The organism is Pyramidobacter sp. C12-8 (assembly GCF_002007215.1).
Taxonomy (GTDB): Bacteria; Synergistota; Synergistia; order Synergistales; family Dethiosulfovibrionaceae; genus Pyramidobacter.
This window is the reverse complement of record NZ_MUHX01000021.1, coordinates 26,187-46,035: the sequence shown is the minus strand read 5'-3', so window position 1 is coordinate 46,035 and position 19,849 is coordinate 26,187. Positions and strand designations below refer to the sequence as shown.

Below are 19,849 nucleotides of genomic sequence, written 5' to 3'. Positions count from 1 at the left end.
AGATTGTTCCGTTCAATAATCTGTCAACAAGTGCGACTACATTATTCTAGGAGGAAGGAAAATGGCTGGATTTTACAAAGAATTGATCGCGGCCGGTTTTGGCGGGCAGGGGGTCATGATGCTGGGACAGCTTGTCGCCTATGCCGGTATGGACGAGGGACGCAACGTATCCTGGATCCCTTCCTACGGTCCCGAGATGCGCGGCGGCACCGCCAATTGCAGCACCGTTGTCAGCGAAGAGCCTGTGGGTTCGCCGATCATCAACAAGTGCGATGTCTGCGTGGTGTTCAATCAGCCGTCGCTGGCCAAATTCGAGAGCTCGCCCCGAGCGGGAGGCGTTCTGGTTTATAACAGCGATCTCGTGAAATACGAAAATCCGCGTCAGGATATCACGGTGATTCCCGTTCCCGCCGAGAAGCTCGCGGCCGAGTGCGGCAGCCCCAAGACGGCGAATATCGTCCTGCTGGGCGCGGCCGTCGCCGCCTCCGGGATCATCAGCCGCGAGTCTGCGAAACATGTCGTGGAAGAAAAGCTTGGCAAGAAAAAGCCGCAGTTCTTGCCGATGAATCTCAAGGCTCTGCAGTGCGGTTTCGAGCAGGCGGACAAAGCCTGACAAAACGATGAGGTAGGTCATCGCAGCTCCGTCTCGGAGTAAAAAAGCGCCTCCAGCCTGTAAAATTCGTTGGAGGCGCTTTTTTGTCCATCGGCAGGAAACGATCCGAACGAAAGCCGGCGTCGCCCCAAGTCCAAAAAAACGTCTTGAAACGACGCGTTCAGATGAGGTATCATTTTATGGTCCTGCCGTTTTCTGCGACGCTGCGCGGGGACGCTGTACTTCTGCCGGGGCAAGGCGATTTTTTGAAGGCGGCCCTGAAAAAGCCGTTCGCTTTTTCGGCGGAGGTCGGACGAAGGTGAAGCGCCAATCGAAGTGAGGATTCTGGCGGACAATCGCCGGATGAGTCGACTATCCAGGAGAGCGTGTGATGACGACGAGAAAAATTCTACTGCTGCGCCACGGCCAGACCGACTGGAACGCGCAGATGCGCTTTCAGGGGCGCATGGACATCCCCTTGAATGAACTGGGCATGCGGCAGGCGGCAATGGCTGCGGAGCGAATCGCCGAATGGGCTCCCGAGGAAATTTATGTCAGCCCTTTAAAAAGAGCTGTGGCGACGGCCGCGATCGCCGCAGACTGCGAGCGGAGCGCCCTTCATGTCATGGAGGATCTGCGCGAAATCGGCTTTGGCGATTGGGAAGGTCAAAGCGTCTCGTCGCTGCGGGAACGCGGCGACGAATATTCGCGTTGGGCGGCGCATCCGTTCTCCGTGAAAATCCCGCATGCGGAATCGGCCGACGAGATCAAAATCCGTGTCAGAAGAGTCCTTGCCGCCTTGCGGAAAACGCGGGGACAACGTATTTTAGTGGTCTCGCACGGCGGAACTTTGCGGGCTTTTCTGTCCGAAGCTCTGAATCTTTCGCTGGAGGCGGTCTGGAAAAACTTCCGCATGAATAATTGCGCTTTGACCGGGCTTGAGGACACGGGAGAAAAATTTGTCCTCTGTTTTTATAACGACACGCTCCACAGCGCCGTTTCGTCGCAGGGAGCTTCACGGAAATCGCTGCCGGTGCCATTTTAATCCGTTCTTTTTCAATGAGAAGACCGCGGCGGCGCTGAAAAGGGCCGCCTGCTTCTTATGCCGAAAACTGGCATGAACGAGCAAAAAGCCTCAAGAACTGGTAAAATAGATAAAAATTCAACTGTGGGAGGACGAAATGGGCGAAGCAAGCGAACTTCACTGGGAAAAAGAAAAAAAACTCTGGCTTGCGATGTCCTCCGGAGACGAGGAGGCGCGAGAGCAGCTCATCCTCGCCTATCGTCCGCTGGTGTATTGGGTCGCTAAAAAGTTCAGGGTAAACGGGCAGCGCTTTTCCGACCTCGTGCAGGAGGGGACTCTGGCGTTGATACGCGCCGTCGATAAATTCGACGTGAACTTGGGGCACCGTTTTACAACCTATGCCTGCTACCGAATCAGAGGACAGATGCTCAATTTTCTCCAGAGAGTGGAGGCGAAAGCCCCGATCCCCGTCGACATCGAGTGCGAGGACGGCGATGAAACGGCGGAATTTCGAGAAGTGGAGGAGATCATCATGCTGCGGGAGGGCCTTCTTCAGCTTCCCGAACGCGAAGCGCACATTTTGCGCGAGCTGGTGGTCGAATGCAGAAACGCCCGCGAGCTGGCGGAAGAAATGAGCCTTGACGTCAGCCACGTCTATCGTTTGAAGAAAAAGGCGCTGGCGCAACTGAAAGAATGGTTTTCTCGGGAATGTGCAACTTCTGGAGCGGCGGCAGGGATAATAAGATGATTCCGTTGTCTCACAAGGAGGAAAAATGCTCGATAAGCAATACAGCCGAGTGATTCGTTGGATCCGGCGCGCTCAGACCATGAGCGCCGACGGGAATTTTTCCGATGCCATACTCGATGTTGAATGCGCTCGTGCTGAGCTGGATGACGCCCGGCAGGAGCTTTTGTTATGCCATCAGAGCGGAAATGCGCGCCGCTCCGTCCGTACCTCCGTGATGATTTTGCCGGCGGCTTTCGCGGCCATATTGTTCCTGGCGCGCCCTCTGCACGTGACCGAGTCCGAAACGCCGATCGCCGTGTCGCAAATGCGGCGGGCGGATGCAGGCGGGGTGCGGGGAGATTTTTCGGTGTCGCAATCGCTGAGAACGGAAATGAGCCGTTATAATGGCCGGCCGACGTCAGAGGGAAAAAGGACTGCGGAGCCCATGCGAAGCAGCGCGCCGCCGGCGCAAACCGGCAACTCTCTCCAAGCCGCGGGGAACAGGTCGCTGACAGACACCGGGATGTCCGGCGCCGAAGCGAGGACGGCTGCCCGTCCCCGGCCGGCCGCGTCAAAGCTTTCCGACGCCGATATGTACCGTCTTGTGGAGGTTGGCCGAAAAGCGCTGTATAAAAGCAATAACTCAGTTGTGCTCGAATTCCATTAATTTGAGGGTCATGGAGGGAATACAGTTGGTTTGTTCTTTGAAAAAATTATTCGCAATGTGCTTCGTTTTGCTCGCCGTCGGCAGCGCTGCTTGTGCCCAAACGGTTTCTGCCCTGAGGGTCGAAGGAAACAACGAAGTTGTCGCTTCTCATATCTTGCGGGCGGTGAAGACCAAGGTCGGCGATGAGCTGAATCAGCAGCAGGTCATGGACGATATCCAGGCGATTTACGACCAGGGCTTTTTCTCCTACGTCGACGCGAAAGTCGCCGCGGACGCGAACGGGGAGCTTGTTCTCACCTTTGTAGTCACCGAGAACCCGACCATCAAGGAGATTCGTTTCCGAGGCAACACGATCTACAAAGAAGACAAATTGAAGAAAATGCTCTTCACGCAGCCCGGCATGATCTTCAACCGCGTTTTTTTCAGGAACGACATCCAGCGCCTCAGAGAACGCTTTCAGGCCGACGGCTACGTCATGACCCGCGTGCAGGACGTGCAGGTGGAAGACGGCGTGGTCACCGTGCTGATCGTCGAGCCGCGCATCAACGACATCGTCATCCAGGGCAACCGGCGCACCAAAACCTACGTCATCCGCCGCAATATCCCCTTGAAAAACGGGGATCTCTTCAACTCGACGCTCCTGCGCCATTCCATCACGAAGCTGCGCAACCTCGGCTTCTTCGAGGATGTCAACGTCGGTTTTGAACCGGTCGAAGACAGCGACAACGTCGACGTGATTGTCACCGTCAAGGAGAAGCGAAGCGCCAGCTTGATCTTCTCGGTCAGCTACGGGTCGAGCAGCGGACTGGGCGGCGGCGCTTCCTACCGCGAAAGCAATCTCGGCGGCCGGGCCAGGATTTTCGAAATCGGCTTCGATCAGGGCGACTACAAGAATTACTGGCTGTCGCTGTCCGACCCTTACATGGACAAGAAGACGTTCGCCTGGAAGCTCGGCGCCTACAAGCGCGAAGATGATGATCTGACGTACCGTTACAATGGTATAGTTGACGGCGTTCGTAAGCGCTACAATGCCTTCGAGTATGAAGAAGACCGTACGGGAATGTATGCCGGTTTCGGACGCAAGTTCGGCGGCAGCGAGATGTTCAGCTGGTATCTGACCGCTGACTGGCACAAGAGCAAGATTAATTGGACTGGCAAGTCATCGTATTGGAATACTGACGCACAAAGCCGAGAAGATTTCGACAAAATAGTTGGACAGGACTCTCTCAACAGCAAGGTGTTTTCGACGACGCTCGAGTTGACGCGTAACAACGTCGACAGATATTTGAGCTATCCCAAGGGCGACCGCGAGACGATCGGCGTCGAGCACGCCTGGGAAGCTCTCGGCGGCGAATGGGATTACACCAAGTACTGGGCCGAAGCCGTCGCCTATGTGCCTATCAAGGGGTTGGAGGACTACATCGACCTCGGACAGACCGAGGACCGGCCGATCATCCTCGCCCTGCGCGTGCGCGCCGGTTTCTCGGATGGTTCGATTCCGCTTTCCGAGCGCTACTCGCTGGGCGGCGCCAACAGCCTGCGCGGTTATGAAAGCGGCGACTTCAAGGGACATGAGATGTTCCTCGGCAACGTCGAGCTGCGCATCCCCATCGACGAGAACTTCTCGATCGTCGCCTTCTACGACATCGGAAACGCATGGGACAAGACCCAGGGGGCCGGTTTCAGCTTTGATGATCTGGAAGATTCTCCCGGCGTCGGCGTCAGAGTGAAGACGCCGCTCGGCAATATCCGCGTCGACGTGGCCAAAGGAGATGAGACGCAGTTCCACTTCGGCTTTGGCGAGATGTTCTAAAACTCGAGCCCGGAATAACATGAAAATAAGCTGCTGCAGAAGGAGGGAGGCCGAAAGGAATGTTTCAGAGGAAACACGTTCCCGCGATCGTTGCCGAATGTTTTTGGCGCATTCTTCCGGCAGCAGCTCTTTTTCTCGGCGTCATTCCCGCGCAAAGCCGGGCGATGCCCGCGCTGCCGCTGCGCTGCGATGCTCCGGCATGGCTCAAAAGTTCGATCCAGGGAAGCATGAGCGCCGTCTGGCGCGAACTGCAAGGCAGCCGGCTCTCGCGTCAGGCGGCGGTGGAGGCGTTGGCCCTCGTGGGGAGCCGCCTCTTTCCGGGTTTTAAGGTTTCGCTTGTCAATCAGAAGTTCGTCTCGATGGAGCCGCCGCGCAGATGGAACTGGCGCCTTTCCCTGCAAATGTCGGAAGGGAGCGCCCGTCTGCCGGAGCCCTGTTCCGCCTGGATGAAGAACGATATCGAACGCGCCGTGCCTCCGCTTCGGGAAATCGTGGAGAACGTGCCGCCGGAGGCCCTGCGCTGGAGCGCGGAGAGCTTTCAGAGCCAGATCGATAAAATCATCGACGAATATATTCCGGGATGGCGCTGCTCGGTGCGCGTTCACGCCGAGGATCTGGAGGCTCTGCTCGATCTGAAGCTTTACCTTCGGCCGCCCTTGTTGCTCGCCTTTTCTCCGGAGACGCTGTCGGCTTCGCTTCCGCAGTTGCTGACGGACCGGATGAGCGACAAGACGCTCGAGTATCTTTCGCCGCTGACGGGGCTGCCGCTCAGCTGGATCAGTTTCCACCTCGCGGAGATGGAGCGGTGGCTCGGGGAGAAACAGCTGCAGAACAAATGGCTGAGAATGCTGCGGGCTTCGTCGGTGAACGACATTGCCGTCAAACCCATCACGAAAGTGACGACTCACATCGAAAGCACGACCTATTCGTTTCGCGGCTGGTTTTCCGTGCATGCCGGAGGTCCCGCGAGGCTGGAAGCCGGGCTTCATTTGGGCAGATATTTCCCGTTGGGCCCGAAAATTCCGGCGGAAGCTTACGCCGAGATCGTCATGGGACTTGAGCATTGGCATGTTGACGGCAGAGCGGGGCTGCGTTTCTCGCCGTTGGAATTCATGTGGCTGGGACTGGAAGGCAGTACTGAAGATTCGTCTCCGCTCTGGTATCGCCTGTGGCTCGGGCGCGACCGCCCCGGTCTCTATGGCTGGCTGAGATACAGCGACGATGACGATTTGGAAGCGGCCATCGGCTACCGTTTGAATCGTTATGTCGCGTTCGAGCTGTATTACGATAACCGGCAGGACGATCGCGTCAGCCTTCGCGCTTTTAGCAACCTTTGAGGGATAATTTAAGGAGAGAGCTGCCATGGAAAATTCGTACCGTCTGCGCGAGTTGTCCGAGCGGATCGGCGCGACTGTTTGCGGAAATGGCGAACGGATCGTCGAGGGCCTTTCCGAGTTGAACGACTGCGCTCCTGAACGCTTGAGTTTTATAGAGTCGCAGAAGCTCGCCCGCGGCCTTCCGGAGAACGTTGCCGTCGTCGCGGATGAAAAGAATTTTCCCGACGGACGCGACGGCTTGAAGGTAAAGTCGTTCCGCGCGGCAATGGCGGCGCTTCTGGCGATCTTCGAACCGCGCTATGCGCCGCCTGTCGGGATCTCTGGCAGCGCATTCGTCGATCCTGAGGCGATCGTGGCGCCTTCCGCATACGTCGGGCCGAACTGTACGGTCTGCGCCGGCGCGCGTATCGGCAGCGGCGTCAGGCTGATCGCCAACGTATACGTCGGCCCGGACGTGGAGATCGGCGACGACAGCGTGCTCGAACCGATGGCCGTTCTTCAGCGCCGCACGAAAGTCGGCGCGAGGTGCCTTATCCACAGCTGCGCGGTCTTGGGAGCCGACGGCTTCGGCATCATCCCCGGCGGTCCTGACGGCGAGAACGTAAAAGTTCCGCAGATCGGCCGGGTCGTCGTCGGCGACGACGTGGAGATCGGCGCCGGGACCTGCATCGATCGGGCGACGATCGCGGCTACCGTTGTGCAGAACGGCACGAAAATGGACAATCAAGTGCAGATCGGCCACAACTGCCACGTCGGGAAAAACTGCATCATCGCCAGTCAATCGGGCGTCGCCGGCAGCACGACCATCGAAGACGGCGTCGTCATGGGAGCGCGCAGCGGTTTGAACGGCCATATTAAAGTCGCTCGCGGCACTCAGATCGCCGGAATGGGGATCGTTATGAAGAGCACCAAGCCGGGGCAGATCCTCTCGGGGCATCCCGCCACCGATCACATGGAAGACTTTCGTTTCAAGGCTTCGCTGCGCCGCGTTCCCGATCTGCTGAAGCGTTTGAAAAAATTGGAAGAGGTCGCTGCTCATGAGCCGCCGCACGCTGAAAAAAGAGATTGACTTCAGCGGCGTCGGGCTTCATTCGGGCAAGCCGGTCTCCATGAAGCTGCTGCCGGCCGACAGCGGCGAGGGGTATGTGTTCCTTTTCGGCGGCAAGCGTTTCCCGATCCAATCCGCAAAGTACTCCGGCGACGGGCGCGGAACCGTTCTCGCGTTCGATTCTCATCGGGTGATGACGGTAGAGCACCTGCTCGGCGCGCTGCGCGGCCTCGGCGTTGACGACGTTATCCTTTGCCCCGAGGGGATCGAAACGCCGCTGCTTGACGGCAGCGCCGCTCCGTTCTGCGAGGAAATCCTGAAAGCGGGGCTTGAAGAGCTTCCCGGGGAGCCGTCGTACCTGCGCGTTTCTTCCCCGGTGTGCGTGACTTCCGAGGACGAGAAGAAAATATGCGCCGTCCTGCCGTCCGATCGGCTCAGCTTCACTTATGTGATCGAATACGGCGACAACGCCATCGGCACTCAGGCCGCGACCGTCGTGCCGACAAAAGACAACTTTGTCGCGGAACTCGGACAGTGCCGGACGTTTTGTCTGTACGAAGAAGTGGCGCACATGCGTTCTCTGGGCTTGGGGCTGGGCGGAACGGTGGAAACGGCCCTGATCGTCGATGGTCAAAGAGTTCTGACGCCCGGCGGTTTGAGACGCCCGGATGAATTTGTCAGACATAAAATTTTGGATATGATGGGCGACCTGACGCTGATAGGCAAGCCGGTTATCGGCCATTTTGTCGGGATACGGGCCGGGCATGCCATGCATCAGAAACTGGTCGATCGTATCGCGCGCGAGTTTGTCTCGGCTTAAAAAATCCGCATCATAAAGTTTTGCCTGTTCACGGCGACGCGTCGGGGAATCATGTGTGCAGCATGGTACAGGTGAGTGACTGTAAGGAGATGGCGTTATGCTTGATATTAAAGAAATCATGTCGTGTGTGCCTCATCGGTATCCCTTTCTTCTCGTCGACCGCATTCAGGAGTTGGTGCCCGGGAAGAGCGTCGTGGCCATTAAAAATGTCACGATCAACGAACCGTTTTTTCAGGGACATTTTCCCGGCGAGCCCGTGATGCCCGGCGTCCTGATCCTGGAAGCGATGGCTCAGGCCGGGGCCATGATGGTGCTGAATATTCCCGAACTGCGCGGCACGATCGCTTTCCTGACCACGGTCAACAGAACGAAGTTCCGGCGTCCGGTCGTGCCGGGAGATCAGCTTGTGATCTATACCGAGATGGGACGCATCTTCGGCAAGATGGGCAAGGTCAAAGCCCGCGCGGAAGTTGAGGGAAAAACGGTCGCCGAGGCCGAATTGGGGTTTATGCTGACCAAGAAACCTGAAGGGGAAAAATAAAATGGGGATTCAAATACATCCGACTGCGATTGTCTCGCCTCACGCCGAACTGGCTGACGGCGTCGTGATTGGCCCCTTTTCCATTGTGGACGAGAATGTCGTCGTGGGGCGCAATACGGTCCTGCGTCCGTTTGTCCACCTCTGCCCCTACACTAAAATCGGCGAGGACGCCGTGATCTTCGAGGACGCCGTGATCGGCCCCGAACCGCAGGACCATGCGTTCAAAGGTGAAACCAGCTGGGTCTCCGTGGGCAACCGGTCGGTCATCAGGGAAAACGTGACGATCCATCGCGCTTCCGGCGAGGGGAACGTGACCTCGGTCGGCGATGACTGCCTGATCATGGAAGGCGTGCATTTGGGGCATAACGTGCAGATTTCCGATTCCGTGACGATTTCGAGCAAATCCGGGCTCGCCGGTTACGTAAAAATCGGGCGGGGAACGGTGATCGGCGGCATGTCCGGCTTCCATCAATTCGTCCGTGTGGGCTCGTTCTGCATGATCGGCGGCGCCTCGCGCGTGGCGCAGGACGTGGCGCCGTTCCTGCTGGTCAACGGCTCCGAATTGTGCCGTGTATACAGCCTGAACGTTATCGGCCTGCGTCGCAATAACTTTTCGTCCGAGCGCCGTCTGGAAATAAAGCGCGCCTACAGAAAAATTTACCATTCGGGGTTGCCCATGCGCGAAGCTCTTGCCGAACTCGAAAAGCAGGACGCAAAATCCGCTGATGTGGAAGAGATCATCCGTTTCTTCAGGGAAGGCGACAAGAAAAGGGGCTTCTGCCCCTGGCCTGCAGGCAGCGCGGGCAGATCCGGGGAATGATGTTTCGACTTCTGGCCATGGATGTCGACGGCACGCTGACGGACGGCAGCGTTTTCATCGACGCGGCGGGGAACGAATTCAAGCGCTTCGACATCCAGGATGGAATGGGCATGGCGCTGTTTCGCAAAGCGGGCGGCAAAGTTGCCTGGATCAGCGGACGTTTTTCCGCCGTGACGGAGCTGAGAGCTCGGGAACTGCACGTCGATTTTCTGGCCAACGGCGTCGCAGAGAAGCTGCCCGTCCTTCGGAAAATCGCTGCCGAAGCAGGCGTGACCGCCGGCGAAGTGATTTTTATCGGCGACGACGTCAACGACCGCGAATGCGTCCGCTGGGCTGGGCTGGGAGTCGCCGTGGCGAACGCCGTCCCCGCACTGAAAGCGTCCGCCTCGCATGTGACGCAGCGCAGCGGCGGCAGCGGCGCCATACGCGAAGTCGTCGATATGGTCCTTGCGTCTGAAGCGGAGGAGGGCTAGCCTATGAAGCCTTTTCGCACGTTGGATCGTTTTATTATGAAAGAGCTCATGGGGCCATTTCTCTTCGGAGTGATGGCCTTTACGTTGATCATGGTCGCCGGCGGGTTATTGTTCAAACTGGCCGACCTCATCATCGAACAAGGCGTTTCTCTGGGCGTCGCCGGCCGCCTTTTTATCTACGAGCTTCCTTCCGTCGTCGTTCTGACGCTGCCGATGTCCTGCCTTTTGGCTGCGCTCCTGGGCTTCAGCAAAATGTCCGCCAACAGCGAGATCGTCGCCTTGAAAGCGGCCGGGATCTCGTTTTCGCGCATCAGCCGTCCCGTCCTGGTCGCCGCTTTTGGCATCTCGATACTCTCTCTTGCCTTGAACGAAACGGTCGTGCCGCTCGGCAAGATCGCCGCGCAGAACGTGATGCGCTACGAAGTCGCCCGCGAAAAGCCCGCGCTCCTGAAGGAGCAGGTGTTTTTGCGGAGCAGCGATCCTTCGGCCGAGGGGCTGAGAAGGATCGTTTACATCAACAAGCTTTATGCCCGTTCGGGCACGATGGACGACGTGGTCGTTCAAGAGTTCAGGGGCGCCGATCTGGTCCGGCTGACGACGGCCCGGAAGGGCACGTGGATCGACGGCGTGTGGTATCTCGACGACGGCGACGTGTTCGAAGTGAAAGGCAGAACCACCGTCGAGCTGACGCTGCATTTCAAACGCCAGGCGCTTCCGATTCGCCTGACCCCGCAGCAGATCTCGCGTTCTACCGCCAAACCCGACGACATGAGCTGCCTGGAGCTGATCAAATATATCGAAATCCTCAAAGCTCAGGGAAAAAGTCTGGAGCCGCTGTGGGTCGCGTTCCATCTGCGTCTGGCGGTGCCCTGGGCATGCGTGATCCTGGCGCTGATCGGCGCGACGCTCGGCGTGCGTCCGATGAGAAAGGGCGGCGCCAGCATCGGTTTCGGGCAAAGCATTTTGATCGTCTTCGTCTATTATGTCGTCATGTCGATGGGGCGTTCCCTGGGACAGGCGGGACACATTCCTCCCATCCTCGGCGCGTGGCTGCCCAATATCCTGTTCTTTGCCGGGGCGCTTCTTCTTGCCCGGAGGGCCGACCGATGAACGTCGAACATCTGGCTCTTGTCGCGGGAGAAGGCGCGCTGCCTCTGGAGATCCTGAAAGCGATGATCCAAAAGAAGGCGCCGCTGCCGAAAGTGTACCTGCTGGCGGAGGACGACGCCCCCTATTTGAACGAAGGCATCGCCGTGCAGAAGATCACCAATCCCATGGCGATCGCGATGATCCTCGCCAAAATGCGCCTGATGGGGATCCGTCGCTTGATGATGGCCGGCGGCGTGCCCAAAAAGAACATCTACTCTACGGAGAAGCTCGACCGGGGAGCCAAGTCCATCCTCTCCGCCGTACAGGACCGCAACGATCACAGCTTGCTGGCCGGGGTCGTGAAGTATATCGAAAAATTCGGCATTCAGGTCGTGAGCTACGAGGAAGTCATCCCGGAACTTCTGGCGTCCGAGGGACATATCGCCGGCCCTCTCGCCGACGCGGAACAGCTGCAGGACTGCGAGTATGGGCTGAACATCCTGCGCGTCCTGCTGCCGCTTTCGTTCGGCCAGTCCCTTGTCGTTTCGAATCGCGCCGTTGTCGCCGTGGAAGCGATGGAAGGCACGGACGAGACCATCCGGCGCGCGGCGTCGTTAAGCGCTCATGGGATCCTGCTGAAGGGAATGCGCGCCGATCAGGACCGCCGTTACGATCTGCCGGTCGTCGGCGTGCAGACGTTGCGAAACATGGCCGATTCCGGTCTGACGGGGCTTTTTGTCGAGGCGCACAGCGTTCTTTTGTTGGAAAGAGATGCCTTCCTGCAGGAAGCGGAACGTTTGGGGATCAGCGTGACGGGAGTTGCCACATGTCGATTTTTATAAGCACCGGAGAGCTTTCCGGCGATATCTATGCGGCCAAATTGAGCGCGGCGCTCCATAAAATCCTTCCCCACGAGCAGCTCTGGGGAATGGGCGGCGCTCTTGCGGAAGGGATCTGCAAGGAATGGGACAACGCGCTCCTGCACATCATCGGTCTGGGACGGATCATCAAGTCGCTGCCGTCGTTGTTTCGTTTGAGAAAAGATCTGGCGGAGGCCGTCGTGAAACGAGCGCCGCGGGCCGTCATCGTCGTCGACAGTCCGGATTTCCACATCCCGCTGCTCAGCAAGATCCGCTCCCTCGGCTATAAAGGTCCCGTCGTCTATGTGTGCCCGCCGACGATCTGGGCCTGGCGCAGCGGCCGGGCGAAATATCTGAAACGCTACTGCGATCTCTGCCTGCCGCTGTTTCATTTTGAAGAAACGGCCCTGCAAGCGTGGGATGTGCGGAGCTATTGGTGCGGGAATCCGCTGATCGACGATCTCGACAATTTCGTCCCGGTCGGAGCTTCTTTGCAGGACGATGCGAGGCGCGTCGCCCTGCTGCCGGGAAGCCGGCGTTCCGAAATAAAAGCGCTGCTTCCCGTCCTTCAGGAAACGGCGCTGAGATTGAAAGGGATGGGACTTCATCCCGTGTTCTCCATCGCTCCGGGACTCGACGAGGCCAGCAAGGCAATGGTCAGGGACAACGAGGCCGGCGTCGAAGCGACGGAGATCAGCGGGCGCAATCTGATGCACGCCTCGAAATTCGTCATCGGCGCCAGCGGCACGACGGCCGTCGAGGCGATGTTGCTGAATCGCTACATGATCGTGCTTTACAAGGGGACCGCGCTGGAATGGCGGATTTATAAAATGCTGACGCATACGCCCTTCGTTTCCATCCCCAACGTGCTGGCGGGAAAGACAATGTTTCCCGAACTTCTGCAGGACGACGCGCGCGCCGACAGGATCCTGCACTATGTCGATCTGTACCTTCACGACAAGGATTATTGTGACGGCGTTCATAAACAGGTTGTGTCGAACAGGCGCCTGATGGGGGAGCCGGGAGCAATTCAACGCTGGGCAGAAGCCATTTCCGAGCTGGTGAATTCATGAAAGTCGCTTTTTTGGCCAACGGGCCGGGAGAAGTCTGGGGCTGGTGCCGGCCGCTCATCAAAGAAGCCGCCGGCAGAAATTGGACGGTGGACGTTCACCTTCTGCCCTGTCCCTTCGCTTCGGGGCGGGAAATCAACGCGCTCTCGCGGCTTCCCGCGACGATATCGAGGCACCGGACGACTGTCGGCGCCCTGCGATGTTTTTTTTCGGCTGCAAAATACGACGTCGTTTTGCAGCTGGGGGGCGACTTGTTTTTCGGCCGCTTTCTGGCGTGGAGGCAGCGCGTCCCGCTGGCCTGCTATTCTTACGGCTATAAAAAGGGCATGAAGCGCTGCGAAACGGTGCTGACGTCCCGCCCCGGCCTGTTCAGTTCCGAGAGATTGGAGATCGTCGGGGACCTGGTGCTGGACAGCCTCGAGCAGGGAACTCCGGAAGGCTGGCGCGCGCCTCGGGGCAGGCGGCTGGCGATTTTTCCCGGCAGCCGGCCGAACATCCGGCGCAAAGCCTTTTTTTTCCTGAAAGAGATCCGTTCGCATTTGATGAAGATCGATCCCGAGATCGAATTGAGGGTCCTCCTCTCGCCATTTTCGGAGGAGAGCGAAGCCCGGCCGTGGAACGAGAACGGCTTTTCGGTCTGGACGGGGACGACCCCCGCGGGGATCCAAGGCGCGGATCTCGCCCTGACGCAGCCCGGGACGAACACCCTGGAGCTGATGTACTGCGAACAGCCGTTCGTGGTTGCCGTCCCTTTTTCTTTCCTGCGGCAGATGCCGATCGCCGGGCTGGTCGGCATGCTCGACCGCATTCCCTGGGTCGGCTGCGCGCTGAGGGAGCGGATCATTCGAAAAGCGATCCCCCGTCATATCGGGAAGATGTCGTGGCCCAACCGGCTCGTGAAAGGGAGTTTTGTCCCCGAGTTCATCGGCGAATACAGCGCTTCGCAGCTTGCCGACGAGGTCGCCAGGATTTTGCGGGATCCGGAATCGCTCGAAACGCAGAGGAAACGTCTGCACGCGCTTGCCGCCGTGGTCGCGCCCGGCGCTCCGGCGAAGATTTGCAACATTCTTGGAAGGATGGCAGCCGATCATGAAAGAGAAAGGAAGTAAGCCTCTCTATCGTCGACTGGCGGCACTCCTTTTGCCTTACAGGGCAAAATTGGGATGCGCTTTCGTCTGTATGGTCGGCGCCGGGCTCTGCGCGGCGATCCCCGCCTGGCTGATGAAGAACGTCGTCGACGGCGTGCTGATCCGCAAGGATTACGCGATGCTGAACGTGCTGGTCGTCTCGCTCGTCATGCTCTTTGTTTTCAAGGCGGCGTTTACTTACGGCCAAAAGTATCTGATGGGCTGGGTCGGGCAAAAAGTCGTCATGGATATGCGGGTCGCCGCTTACGCTCATCTGCAGACGCTGTCGCTGAAATTCATCAACAGCAAACGCGTGGGCGAACTGCTGTCGCGAGTCACCAACGACGCCAACATGCTGCAGATGACCGTCACGAACGTCGCCGTGGATCTTGTCATTCAGGGCGTCTCGTGTGCGGCGATGCTTTCCTATTGCCTCTATCTGAACTGGAAGCTGATGCTCTACACGCTCTTGATCCTGCCGGTGGTCGTCCTCGTGCTGAAGAGCGCTTCGGAGATCCTCCGCAGGGTTGGGCGCCATATGCAGCAGTGTGTCGCCGATCTCTCCGCGGTAGCCGAGGAAGCGCTTTCGGCGATTCGCATCGTGAGGGCTTTTGCGACGGAGGAGCTGGAACTTGCCCGTTTCAAGGAAAGCAATCGGCAGAATTTTGACGCCATCATCCAAGGCGTCAAGGTCAACGCCGTTCTGAACGGCGCCGTCGAGGTCCTTCTCATTGCGGCGCTCGCTCTGATCCTCTGGCTGGGAGGCCGGCAGGTGCTGAGCGACGTCATGTCGCCCGGGGAACTGATCGCTTTTCTCGGTTCGTTGGGCTTTCTGGCTTCTCCGATCAATAATTTTACGCGCGCCGTCAGCCAGCTCCAGTTCGGTTTCGCGGCGGCGGAGCGGATCTTCGGCCTTCTCGACAACGACGACCGGGTCGTGACGCCGCCCGGCGCGATCGTTTTGAAGCGCCTGCAAGGCGAAGTGCGCTTTGAAAACGTATGGTTCTGCTACGAGCCGGAACAGTGGATCTTGAAAGATCTGAATCTGACGGTCCGCCCCGGCGAGAAGATCGCCGTCGTCGGATCGACGGGCGCCGGCAAGTCGACGCTCGTCGATCTGGTGCAGCGCTTTTACGATCCGCAAAAGGGAACGGTTTTCATCGACGGATACGACGTCAAGACCGTCGATCTCAAAAGCCTGCGCACTCAGATCGGCGTGGTGCCGCAGGATCCGGTTCTGATGAAAGGCTCCATCGCCTTCAACATCGCCTATGGATATGATGCGAAAAAAGGCGAGATCGAAGAAGCGGCCGCTATCGCCGGCATCTCCGGATTCATCGGTTCCCATCCCGACAAATACGACACGGAAGTCGGCATTCGCGGCGTCACCGTGAGCGGCGGCCAGCGGCAGAGGATCGCCATCGCGCGGGCGATCGTCCGCAATCCCCGCATCATCATCCTCGACGAGGCCACCTCGTCGCTCGACGCCGCCGTGGAGCGACAGATCCAGGAGGCGATGGACCGCGCCATGGAAGGGCGCACGTCGTTCATCATCGCTCATCGGCTTTCGACGATCATCAACGCGGATCGCATCCTTTACCTCGAGAACGGGCATATCATCGAAGAGGGGACTCACGAGGAGCTCCTTCGGAAAAACGGGGCCTATCAAAAACTCTTTTCGCTCCAGTACGGGGCCGGGCATCCATGAACTTTCTCACGAAGTCCTATCTTGCCTATTCCCACGGAGAAAAGACCGTATCGCCGTGGGTGATTCTAAAACCGCTGGGATGGCTGGGCTCCGTCATCGTCGGAACCCGGCGGGCGTTTTACGATCACGGCGTTTACGCTTCGGAAGAACCGCCGCTGCCCGTCATCAGCGTCGGAAATCTTACCACCGGGGGAACGAACAAAACGCCTTTCGTCGAATTCATTGCCGAACAGTTGTCCCGCTGGGGGCTGAAGCCGGGGATCGTCAGCCGAGGCTACGGCGGCACAACGTCCGAGCCGGTCGTCGTTTTGAACGGCCGCGGCGACAGAAGCGTCGTCGGGGACGAGCCGCTTCTGCTCTCGTCACGGCTGACGGACGTCCCGGTAGCGGTTTCGAGCGACCGCATGGCGGACGTGGCGGCGCTTTTGGACCACGACGTCGATATCGCCGTCGCCGACGATGCGTTTCAGCATCGCAGGATGGTCCGCGACGTCGACATCGTTCTCGTCGACGCCACCTGTCCGTTCGGCAATGGGACGTCCCTGCCCAACGGCATTTTGCGCGAGCTCCCCGGTTCTTTGTCGCGGGCTCATGCCGTCGTCATTTCCAAGTCGGATCAGACATCGCCGGAGGCTTTGCGACGCCTGAAAGAGCGCATCTCCCATTGGGTCCCGCAAGAGCGCATATTTTATTCGCGGCTGGCTGATCCCCTCTGGGAGCGATGGGATGGAGAGCGGTTCGTTCCCGTCGGGAAGAGCATGACGGCCTTTTCTCTGATAGTTTTTTCCGCGATCGGCAATCCGCACAGTTTTCGAAACACGGTCCTCAAAAGCGGCGCGGCCATTCTCCATGAATTCGAATTCAAGGATCATCACCACTATGATGCGAATGATTTGCAGAAGATCGAAGATGCGGCCCGGAAATCGGGCGGCAAAGCCATATGCTGCACGGAAAAAGACATATTCAATCTGCCGCGCGGATACGTTCCCCGCGTTCCGCTCTACGTGCCGAGAATAAGCGCGCTCGTCGAAGAGCCCGGCAGATTCTGGAACGTCGTCGTTCAGGCGCTTCGTCCTCAGATTGTCGTCGCGTCGAACGGGTACGGCGAAGACGCTATCGGGGCCAGGCTCGCGCGCAAAGCCGCACAGAGATTTCCGCAGGCGGAGGTCTGCGCTTTTCCGCTTGTGGGATCGGGGATCCCTTACAAGAAGATCGGCGTCAGAATCCTGCCGCCCCTTTCGAAATCGCCGACCGGCGGGATCATAAAATATCATCTGCGTGATCTTTATCAAGAGATCAAGGCCGGGCTTTTTCGGCAGATTTCCCGTCAGCTGTCTGCGTGGAATCAGCTGCGCAGCAGCTGCCGTACGGTTCTTTGCGTTGGCGATGCGTATCTCCTCTGTCATACTTTATGGGGGCAGGGGAAAAAGGCTCTCATGGTGGCGACGGCGAAAACGAAATTTATCAGCGGCCATTGGAAGCTGGAAAGTTTTCTGTACCGAAAAGGCTGCAGGAAGGTCTGGACCCGCGACGAAGAAACGGCGGTCGAATTGCGCCAAAACGGCGTCGCCGCCGTCTTCGAAGGAAATCCAATCATGGACCTTTCTTGTGATAATACTAAAGGGACCGTTCCGTGGGGCGAGGGGCGCCGCCTTCTCGTGCTGCCCGGCAGCCGGGAGCGGGCGTACAAGGATCTGGGGCTGTTGCTGCGCGCGCTCGGCAAAATTTCCGAACGCTGCGCGATTGCGGCCGTGATGGTCCCCGCTCCCAGCATCGATATCGACACACTGGTGAAAACGGCGGTCGGCTGGGAGTTCGACGGCCTTCATCTTTGCCGCGGCAAGCTGGACATCGTTATTTACCGGGGCGAGGTCGCGGAGGCGGCGCGGGGGGCCGAGCTTCTGCTGGGGCTGGCCGGAACGGCCAATCAGGTCTGTGCCGGTTTGGGAGTCCCCGTTCTGTCGGTCATTGAAAAGGGGAAGTTGGTACAGAAAAAACTCCTCGGAGACTCCGAACTTTTGGTGGAAGCCGATGCGGACGTCCTCGCGGAGGCGGCGCTCGATCTTTTGGCCGACGCCGAGCGACTGGCTCATATGAGTTCGGAAGGGCGCCTGCGCTTAGGCCAATCGGGAGCGCTTGACGCCGTTTTGAATTATGCTTCGGAGCAGTTGGGCTGGAAGAAAAGAGCCTTTGTTTACGACGAATTGAGCAAGCGGATGAAATTCGATCGATGACAGCGCTTGCTTCAAGGGAGGGAAGGGCGATTGAAGAAGATAGAAATTGGAGATTTTGCGGTCGGAGGCGACCGGCTCACCTTGATTGCAGGCCCTTGTGCCCTGGAAAGCCTGGAACTCGGACTGGAAGTCGGCAAAAGAACTCAGGCTTTATGCAAGAAGCTGGGGCTCAATTACATTTTCAAAGCCTCGTACGACAAGGCGAACCGCACTTCGATCTCCAGTCCGCGCGGCCCCGGCATCGAGAAAGGGCTGCAATGGCTGGCGCAGATAAAAACCGAACTGGGCGCGCCCATCCTGACGGACATCCACGAGCCGTGGCAGGCCGCTCCCGTTGCGGAGGTCGCCGACGTACTGCAGATCCCGGCGTTCTTGTGCCGTCAGACCGACCTTCTGGTGGCCGCCGCCAAAACCGGACGGGCGGTCAACGTCAAAAAAGCGCAGTTCCTTTCCGCCTGGGACATGAAGTCCGTGCTGGGCAAGCTGACGGAAGCCGGCAACGATCGGGTCATGCTGTGCGAGCGGGGCACGACGATGGGCTACAACCAGCTGGTCGTCGACATGCGTTCCCTCGTGATCATGCGCTCTCTGGGCGCGCCGGTCGTTTTCGACGCCACTCACAGCGTGCAGATGCCCGGCGGCATGGGAAACAGTTCCGGCGGCGACCGGCGCTTCGCTTTGCCGCTGGCGCGCGCGGCCGTCGGCGTCGGCGTGGACGCGCTGTTCCTCGAGGTCCATCCCGAACCGGAAAAAGCGCTGAGCGACGGGCCGAACATGGTGCCGCTGGCCCTTTTGGAGAAATTCCTCGCACCGGTCTGCGCCATCGACCGCCTTGTCAGAAGCGGCATCGGCCCCGTCGCCCTGGATTGGTGCGAACGATGAATCCGGCGATGACGCTGCCGTCGGACCGGCAGCCGGAAAGGCTGTCGGACGAAGAACTCCTCAAGGCGGGCTGCCAGGTGCTGCGGCACGAGGCGGAGGAGCTTGTCCGCGCGGCCGATCGTTTCGGCTTTGAGCTTGTACAGGCCGCCCGCTTGCTGGAAGCCTGCAAGGGGAGGATCGTCGTTTCCGGCATCGGCAAGGCGGGGCATATCGGGCGCAAGATCGCGGCGACTCTTTCGTCGCTGGGCACGCCGTCGTTCTTCCTTCAGGCCAGCGAAGCGGCGCACGGCGATCTCGGCATGGTCCGCCATGAAGACGTGGCGCTGCTGATCAGCAACAGCGGCAAGACGGCGGAAGTCGTCGCCCTGCTGCCGTTTTTCCGCCGCATCGGCGCGCCGGTCATCGCCGTCTCGGGCGACGCTGATTCGCCGCTGGCGCTGGGAGCGGATATTTTTTTGAACTCTTCGATCGAACGCGAGGCGGATCCGCTCAATCTGGCGCCGACCAGCAGCACGACCCTGCAGCTGGCCATCGGCGACGCGCTGGGAGCGATGGTGACGCTGCTGCGCGGCCTGAAAAAAGAGGACTTCGCCCTGTTCCATCCGGCCGGCTCGCTGGGAAAGAAGCTCCTGCTGCGCGTGTGCGACGTGATGAACACGAGCGGCTCCCTGCCGGTCGTCTCGCACGAAACTCTGGTCAAGGACGCTCTGTTCGAGATCACCAGCAAGAATTACGGCGCCACCAGCGTCGTCGACGACGAGGGCTTTCTCGTCGGCATCTTCACCGACGGCGATCTGAGGCGGCTGATCGCCAAAGAGGGGATCCATTGTCTGGACCGCAAAGTCGAAGACGTGATGATCAGCTCGCCGCGGACCATCGCTCCCGAAGCGCTCGCCGCGGAGGCGGTGCACGTCATGGAAAAGCTCGAGATCTCCGTTCTGATCGTCGTCGACAAGGACCGCCGCCCCGTGGGGATGGTGCACGTTCACGAGCTGCTGCAAAGCGGCGTCGCCTGAT

The 19,849-nt window shown here is 59.1% G+C and carries 19 protein-coding genes; all 19 read left to right on the top strand.

The window, feature by feature from the left end; translation table 11 throughout:
- The first annotated feature begins 61 nt into the window (after nt 1-61).
- Nucleotides 62-613 (top strand): 2-oxoacid:acceptor oxidoreductase family protein, encoded by a 552-nt coding sequence (locus B0D78_RS08695; protein ID WP_009164320.1) that lies wholly within the window; start codon nt 62-64, stop codon nt 611-613.
- 370 nt (nt 614-983) lie between these two features.
- Complete coding sequence (locus B0D78_RS08690) at nt 984-1,637, top strand: histidine phosphatase family protein (protein ID WP_078016582.1); 654 nt, start codon at nt 984-986, stop codon at nt 1,635-1,637.
- A gap of 136 nt (nt 1,638-1,773) precedes the next feature.
- The gene (locus B0D78_RS08685) at nt 1,774-2,364 is read left to right on the top strand and encodes a sigma-70 family RNA polymerase sigma factor (protein ID WP_078016581.1); all 591 of its coding nucleotides are present in this window, start codon (nt 1,774-1,776) and stop codon (nt 2,362-2,364) included.
- Nucleotides 2,365-2,389: 25 nt separating this feature from the next.
- Entirely contained in the window at nt 2,390-3,010 is a 621-nt protein-coding gene (locus B0D78_RS08680) for a hypothetical protein (RefSeq protein WP_078016580.1), read from the top strand.
- 55 nt (nt 3,011-3,065) lie between these two features.
- A complete protein-coding gene (locus B0D78_RS08675; protein WP_078016579.1) occupies nt 3,066-4,823 on the top strand; it encodes a BamA/OMP85 family outer membrane protein in 1,758 nt (585 codons plus the stop codon).
- Between the two features lie 59 nt (nt 4,824-4,882).
- Nucleotides 4,883-6,160, top strand: a complete 1,278-nt coding sequence (locus tag B0D78_RS08670; RefSeq protein WP_078016578.1) for a hypothetical protein — start codon at nt 4,883-4,885, stop codon at nt 6,158-6,160.
- 25 nt (nt 6,161-6,185) lie between these two features.
- The gene (lpxD, locus tag B0D78_RS08665) at nt 6,186-7,229 is read left to right on the top strand and encodes a UDP-3-O-(3-hydroxymyristoyl)glucosamine N-acyltransferase (RefSeq protein WP_078016577.1); all 1,044 of its coding nucleotides are present in this window, start codon (nt 6,186-6,188) and stop codon (nt 7,227-7,229) included.
- A complete protein-coding gene (gene lpxC / locus B0D78_RS08660; RefSeq protein WP_078016576.1) occupies nt 7,198-8,028 on the top strand; it encodes a UDP-3-O-acyl-N-acetylglucosamine deacetylase in 831 nt (276 codons plus the stop codon). The genes lpxD and lpxC overlap by 32 nt, the downstream gene beginning before the upstream one ends.
- A gap of 97 nt (nt 8,029-8,125) precedes the next feature.
- Nucleotides 8,126-8,569 carry a 3-hydroxyacyl-ACP dehydratase FabZ gene (gene fabZ, locus B0D78_RS08655; RefSeq protein WP_078016575.1) on the top strand — a complete coding sequence of 148 codons (444 nt, stop codon included), beginning with the start codon at nt 8,126-8,128 and terminating at the stop codon, nt 8,567-8,569.
- A gap of 1 nt (nt 8,570) precedes the next feature.
- A complete protein-coding gene (lpxA, locus tag B0D78_RS08650) occupies nt 8,571-9,389 on the top strand; it encodes an acyl-ACP--UDP-N-acetylglucosamine O-acyltransferase (protein WP_078016574.1) in 819 nt (272 codons plus the stop codon).
- On the top strand, nt 9,386-9,862 hold the full coding sequence (locus tag B0D78_RS08645) for a KdsC family phosphatase (RefSeq protein WP_317540154.1): 477 nt from the start codon (nt 9,386-9,388) through the stop codon (nt 9,860-9,862). Before lpxA ends, B0D78_RS08645 begins: the two co-directional genes overlap by 4 nt.
- A gap of 3 nt (nt 9,863-9,865) precedes the next feature.
- Nucleotides 9,866-10,972, top strand: coding sequence for an LPS export ABC transporter permease LptG (gene lptG, locus B0D78_RS08640; protein ID WP_078016572.1), 1,107 nt, complete (start codon nt 9,866-9,868; stop codon nt 10,970-10,972).
- Complete coding sequence (locus B0D78_RS08635; protein ID WP_078016571.1) at nt 10,969-11,793, top strand: LpxI family protein; 825 nt, start codon at nt 10,969-10,971, stop codon at nt 11,791-11,793. The genes lptG and B0D78_RS08635 overlap by 4 nt, the downstream gene beginning before the upstream one ends.
- Nucleotides 11,778-12,884 carry a lipid-A-disaccharide synthase gene (locus B0D78_RS08630; RefSeq protein WP_078016570.1) on the top strand — a complete coding sequence of 369 codons (1,107 nt, stop codon included), beginning with the start codon at nt 11,778-11,780 and terminating at the stop codon, nt 12,882-12,884. The genes B0D78_RS08635 and B0D78_RS08630 overlap by 16 nt, the downstream gene beginning before the upstream one ends.
- Nucleotides 12,881-13,990 carry a lipid-A-disaccharide synthase gene (locus tag B0D78_RS13405; RefSeq protein WP_143521802.1) on the top strand — a complete coding sequence of 370 codons (1,110 nt, stop codon included), beginning with the start codon at nt 12,881-12,883 and terminating at the stop codon, nt 13,988-13,990. The genes B0D78_RS08630 and B0D78_RS13405 overlap by 4 nt, the downstream gene beginning before the upstream one ends.
- Nucleotides 13,971-15,716 carry an ABC transporter ATP-binding protein gene (locus tag B0D78_RS08625; protein WP_240496148.1) on the top strand — a complete coding sequence of 582 codons (1,746 nt, stop codon included), beginning with the start codon at nt 13,971-13,973 and terminating at the stop codon, nt 15,714-15,716. Before B0D78_RS13405 ends, B0D78_RS08625 begins: the two co-directional genes overlap by 20 nt.
- Complete coding sequence (lpxK, locus tag B0D78_RS08620) at nt 15,713-17,950, top strand: tetraacyldisaccharide 4'-kinase (RefSeq protein ID WP_078016568.1); 2,238 nt, start codon at nt 15,713-15,715, stop codon at nt 17,948-17,950. Before B0D78_RS08625 ends, lpxK begins: the two co-directional genes overlap by 4 nt.
- A gap of 30 nt (nt 17,951-17,980) precedes the next feature.
- Entirely contained in the window at nt 17,981-18,832 is an 852-nt protein-coding gene (gene kdsA, locus B0D78_RS08615; protein WP_078016567.1) for a 3-deoxy-8-phosphooctulonate synthase, read from the top strand.
- A complete protein-coding gene (locus B0D78_RS08610) occupies nt 18,829-19,848 on the top strand; it encodes a KpsF/GutQ family sugar-phosphate isomerase (protein WP_078016566.1) in 1,020 nt (339 codons plus the stop codon). Before kdsA ends, B0D78_RS08610 begins: the two co-directional genes overlap by 4 nt.
- The last annotated feature ends 1 nt before the right edge of the window (nt 19,849 follow it).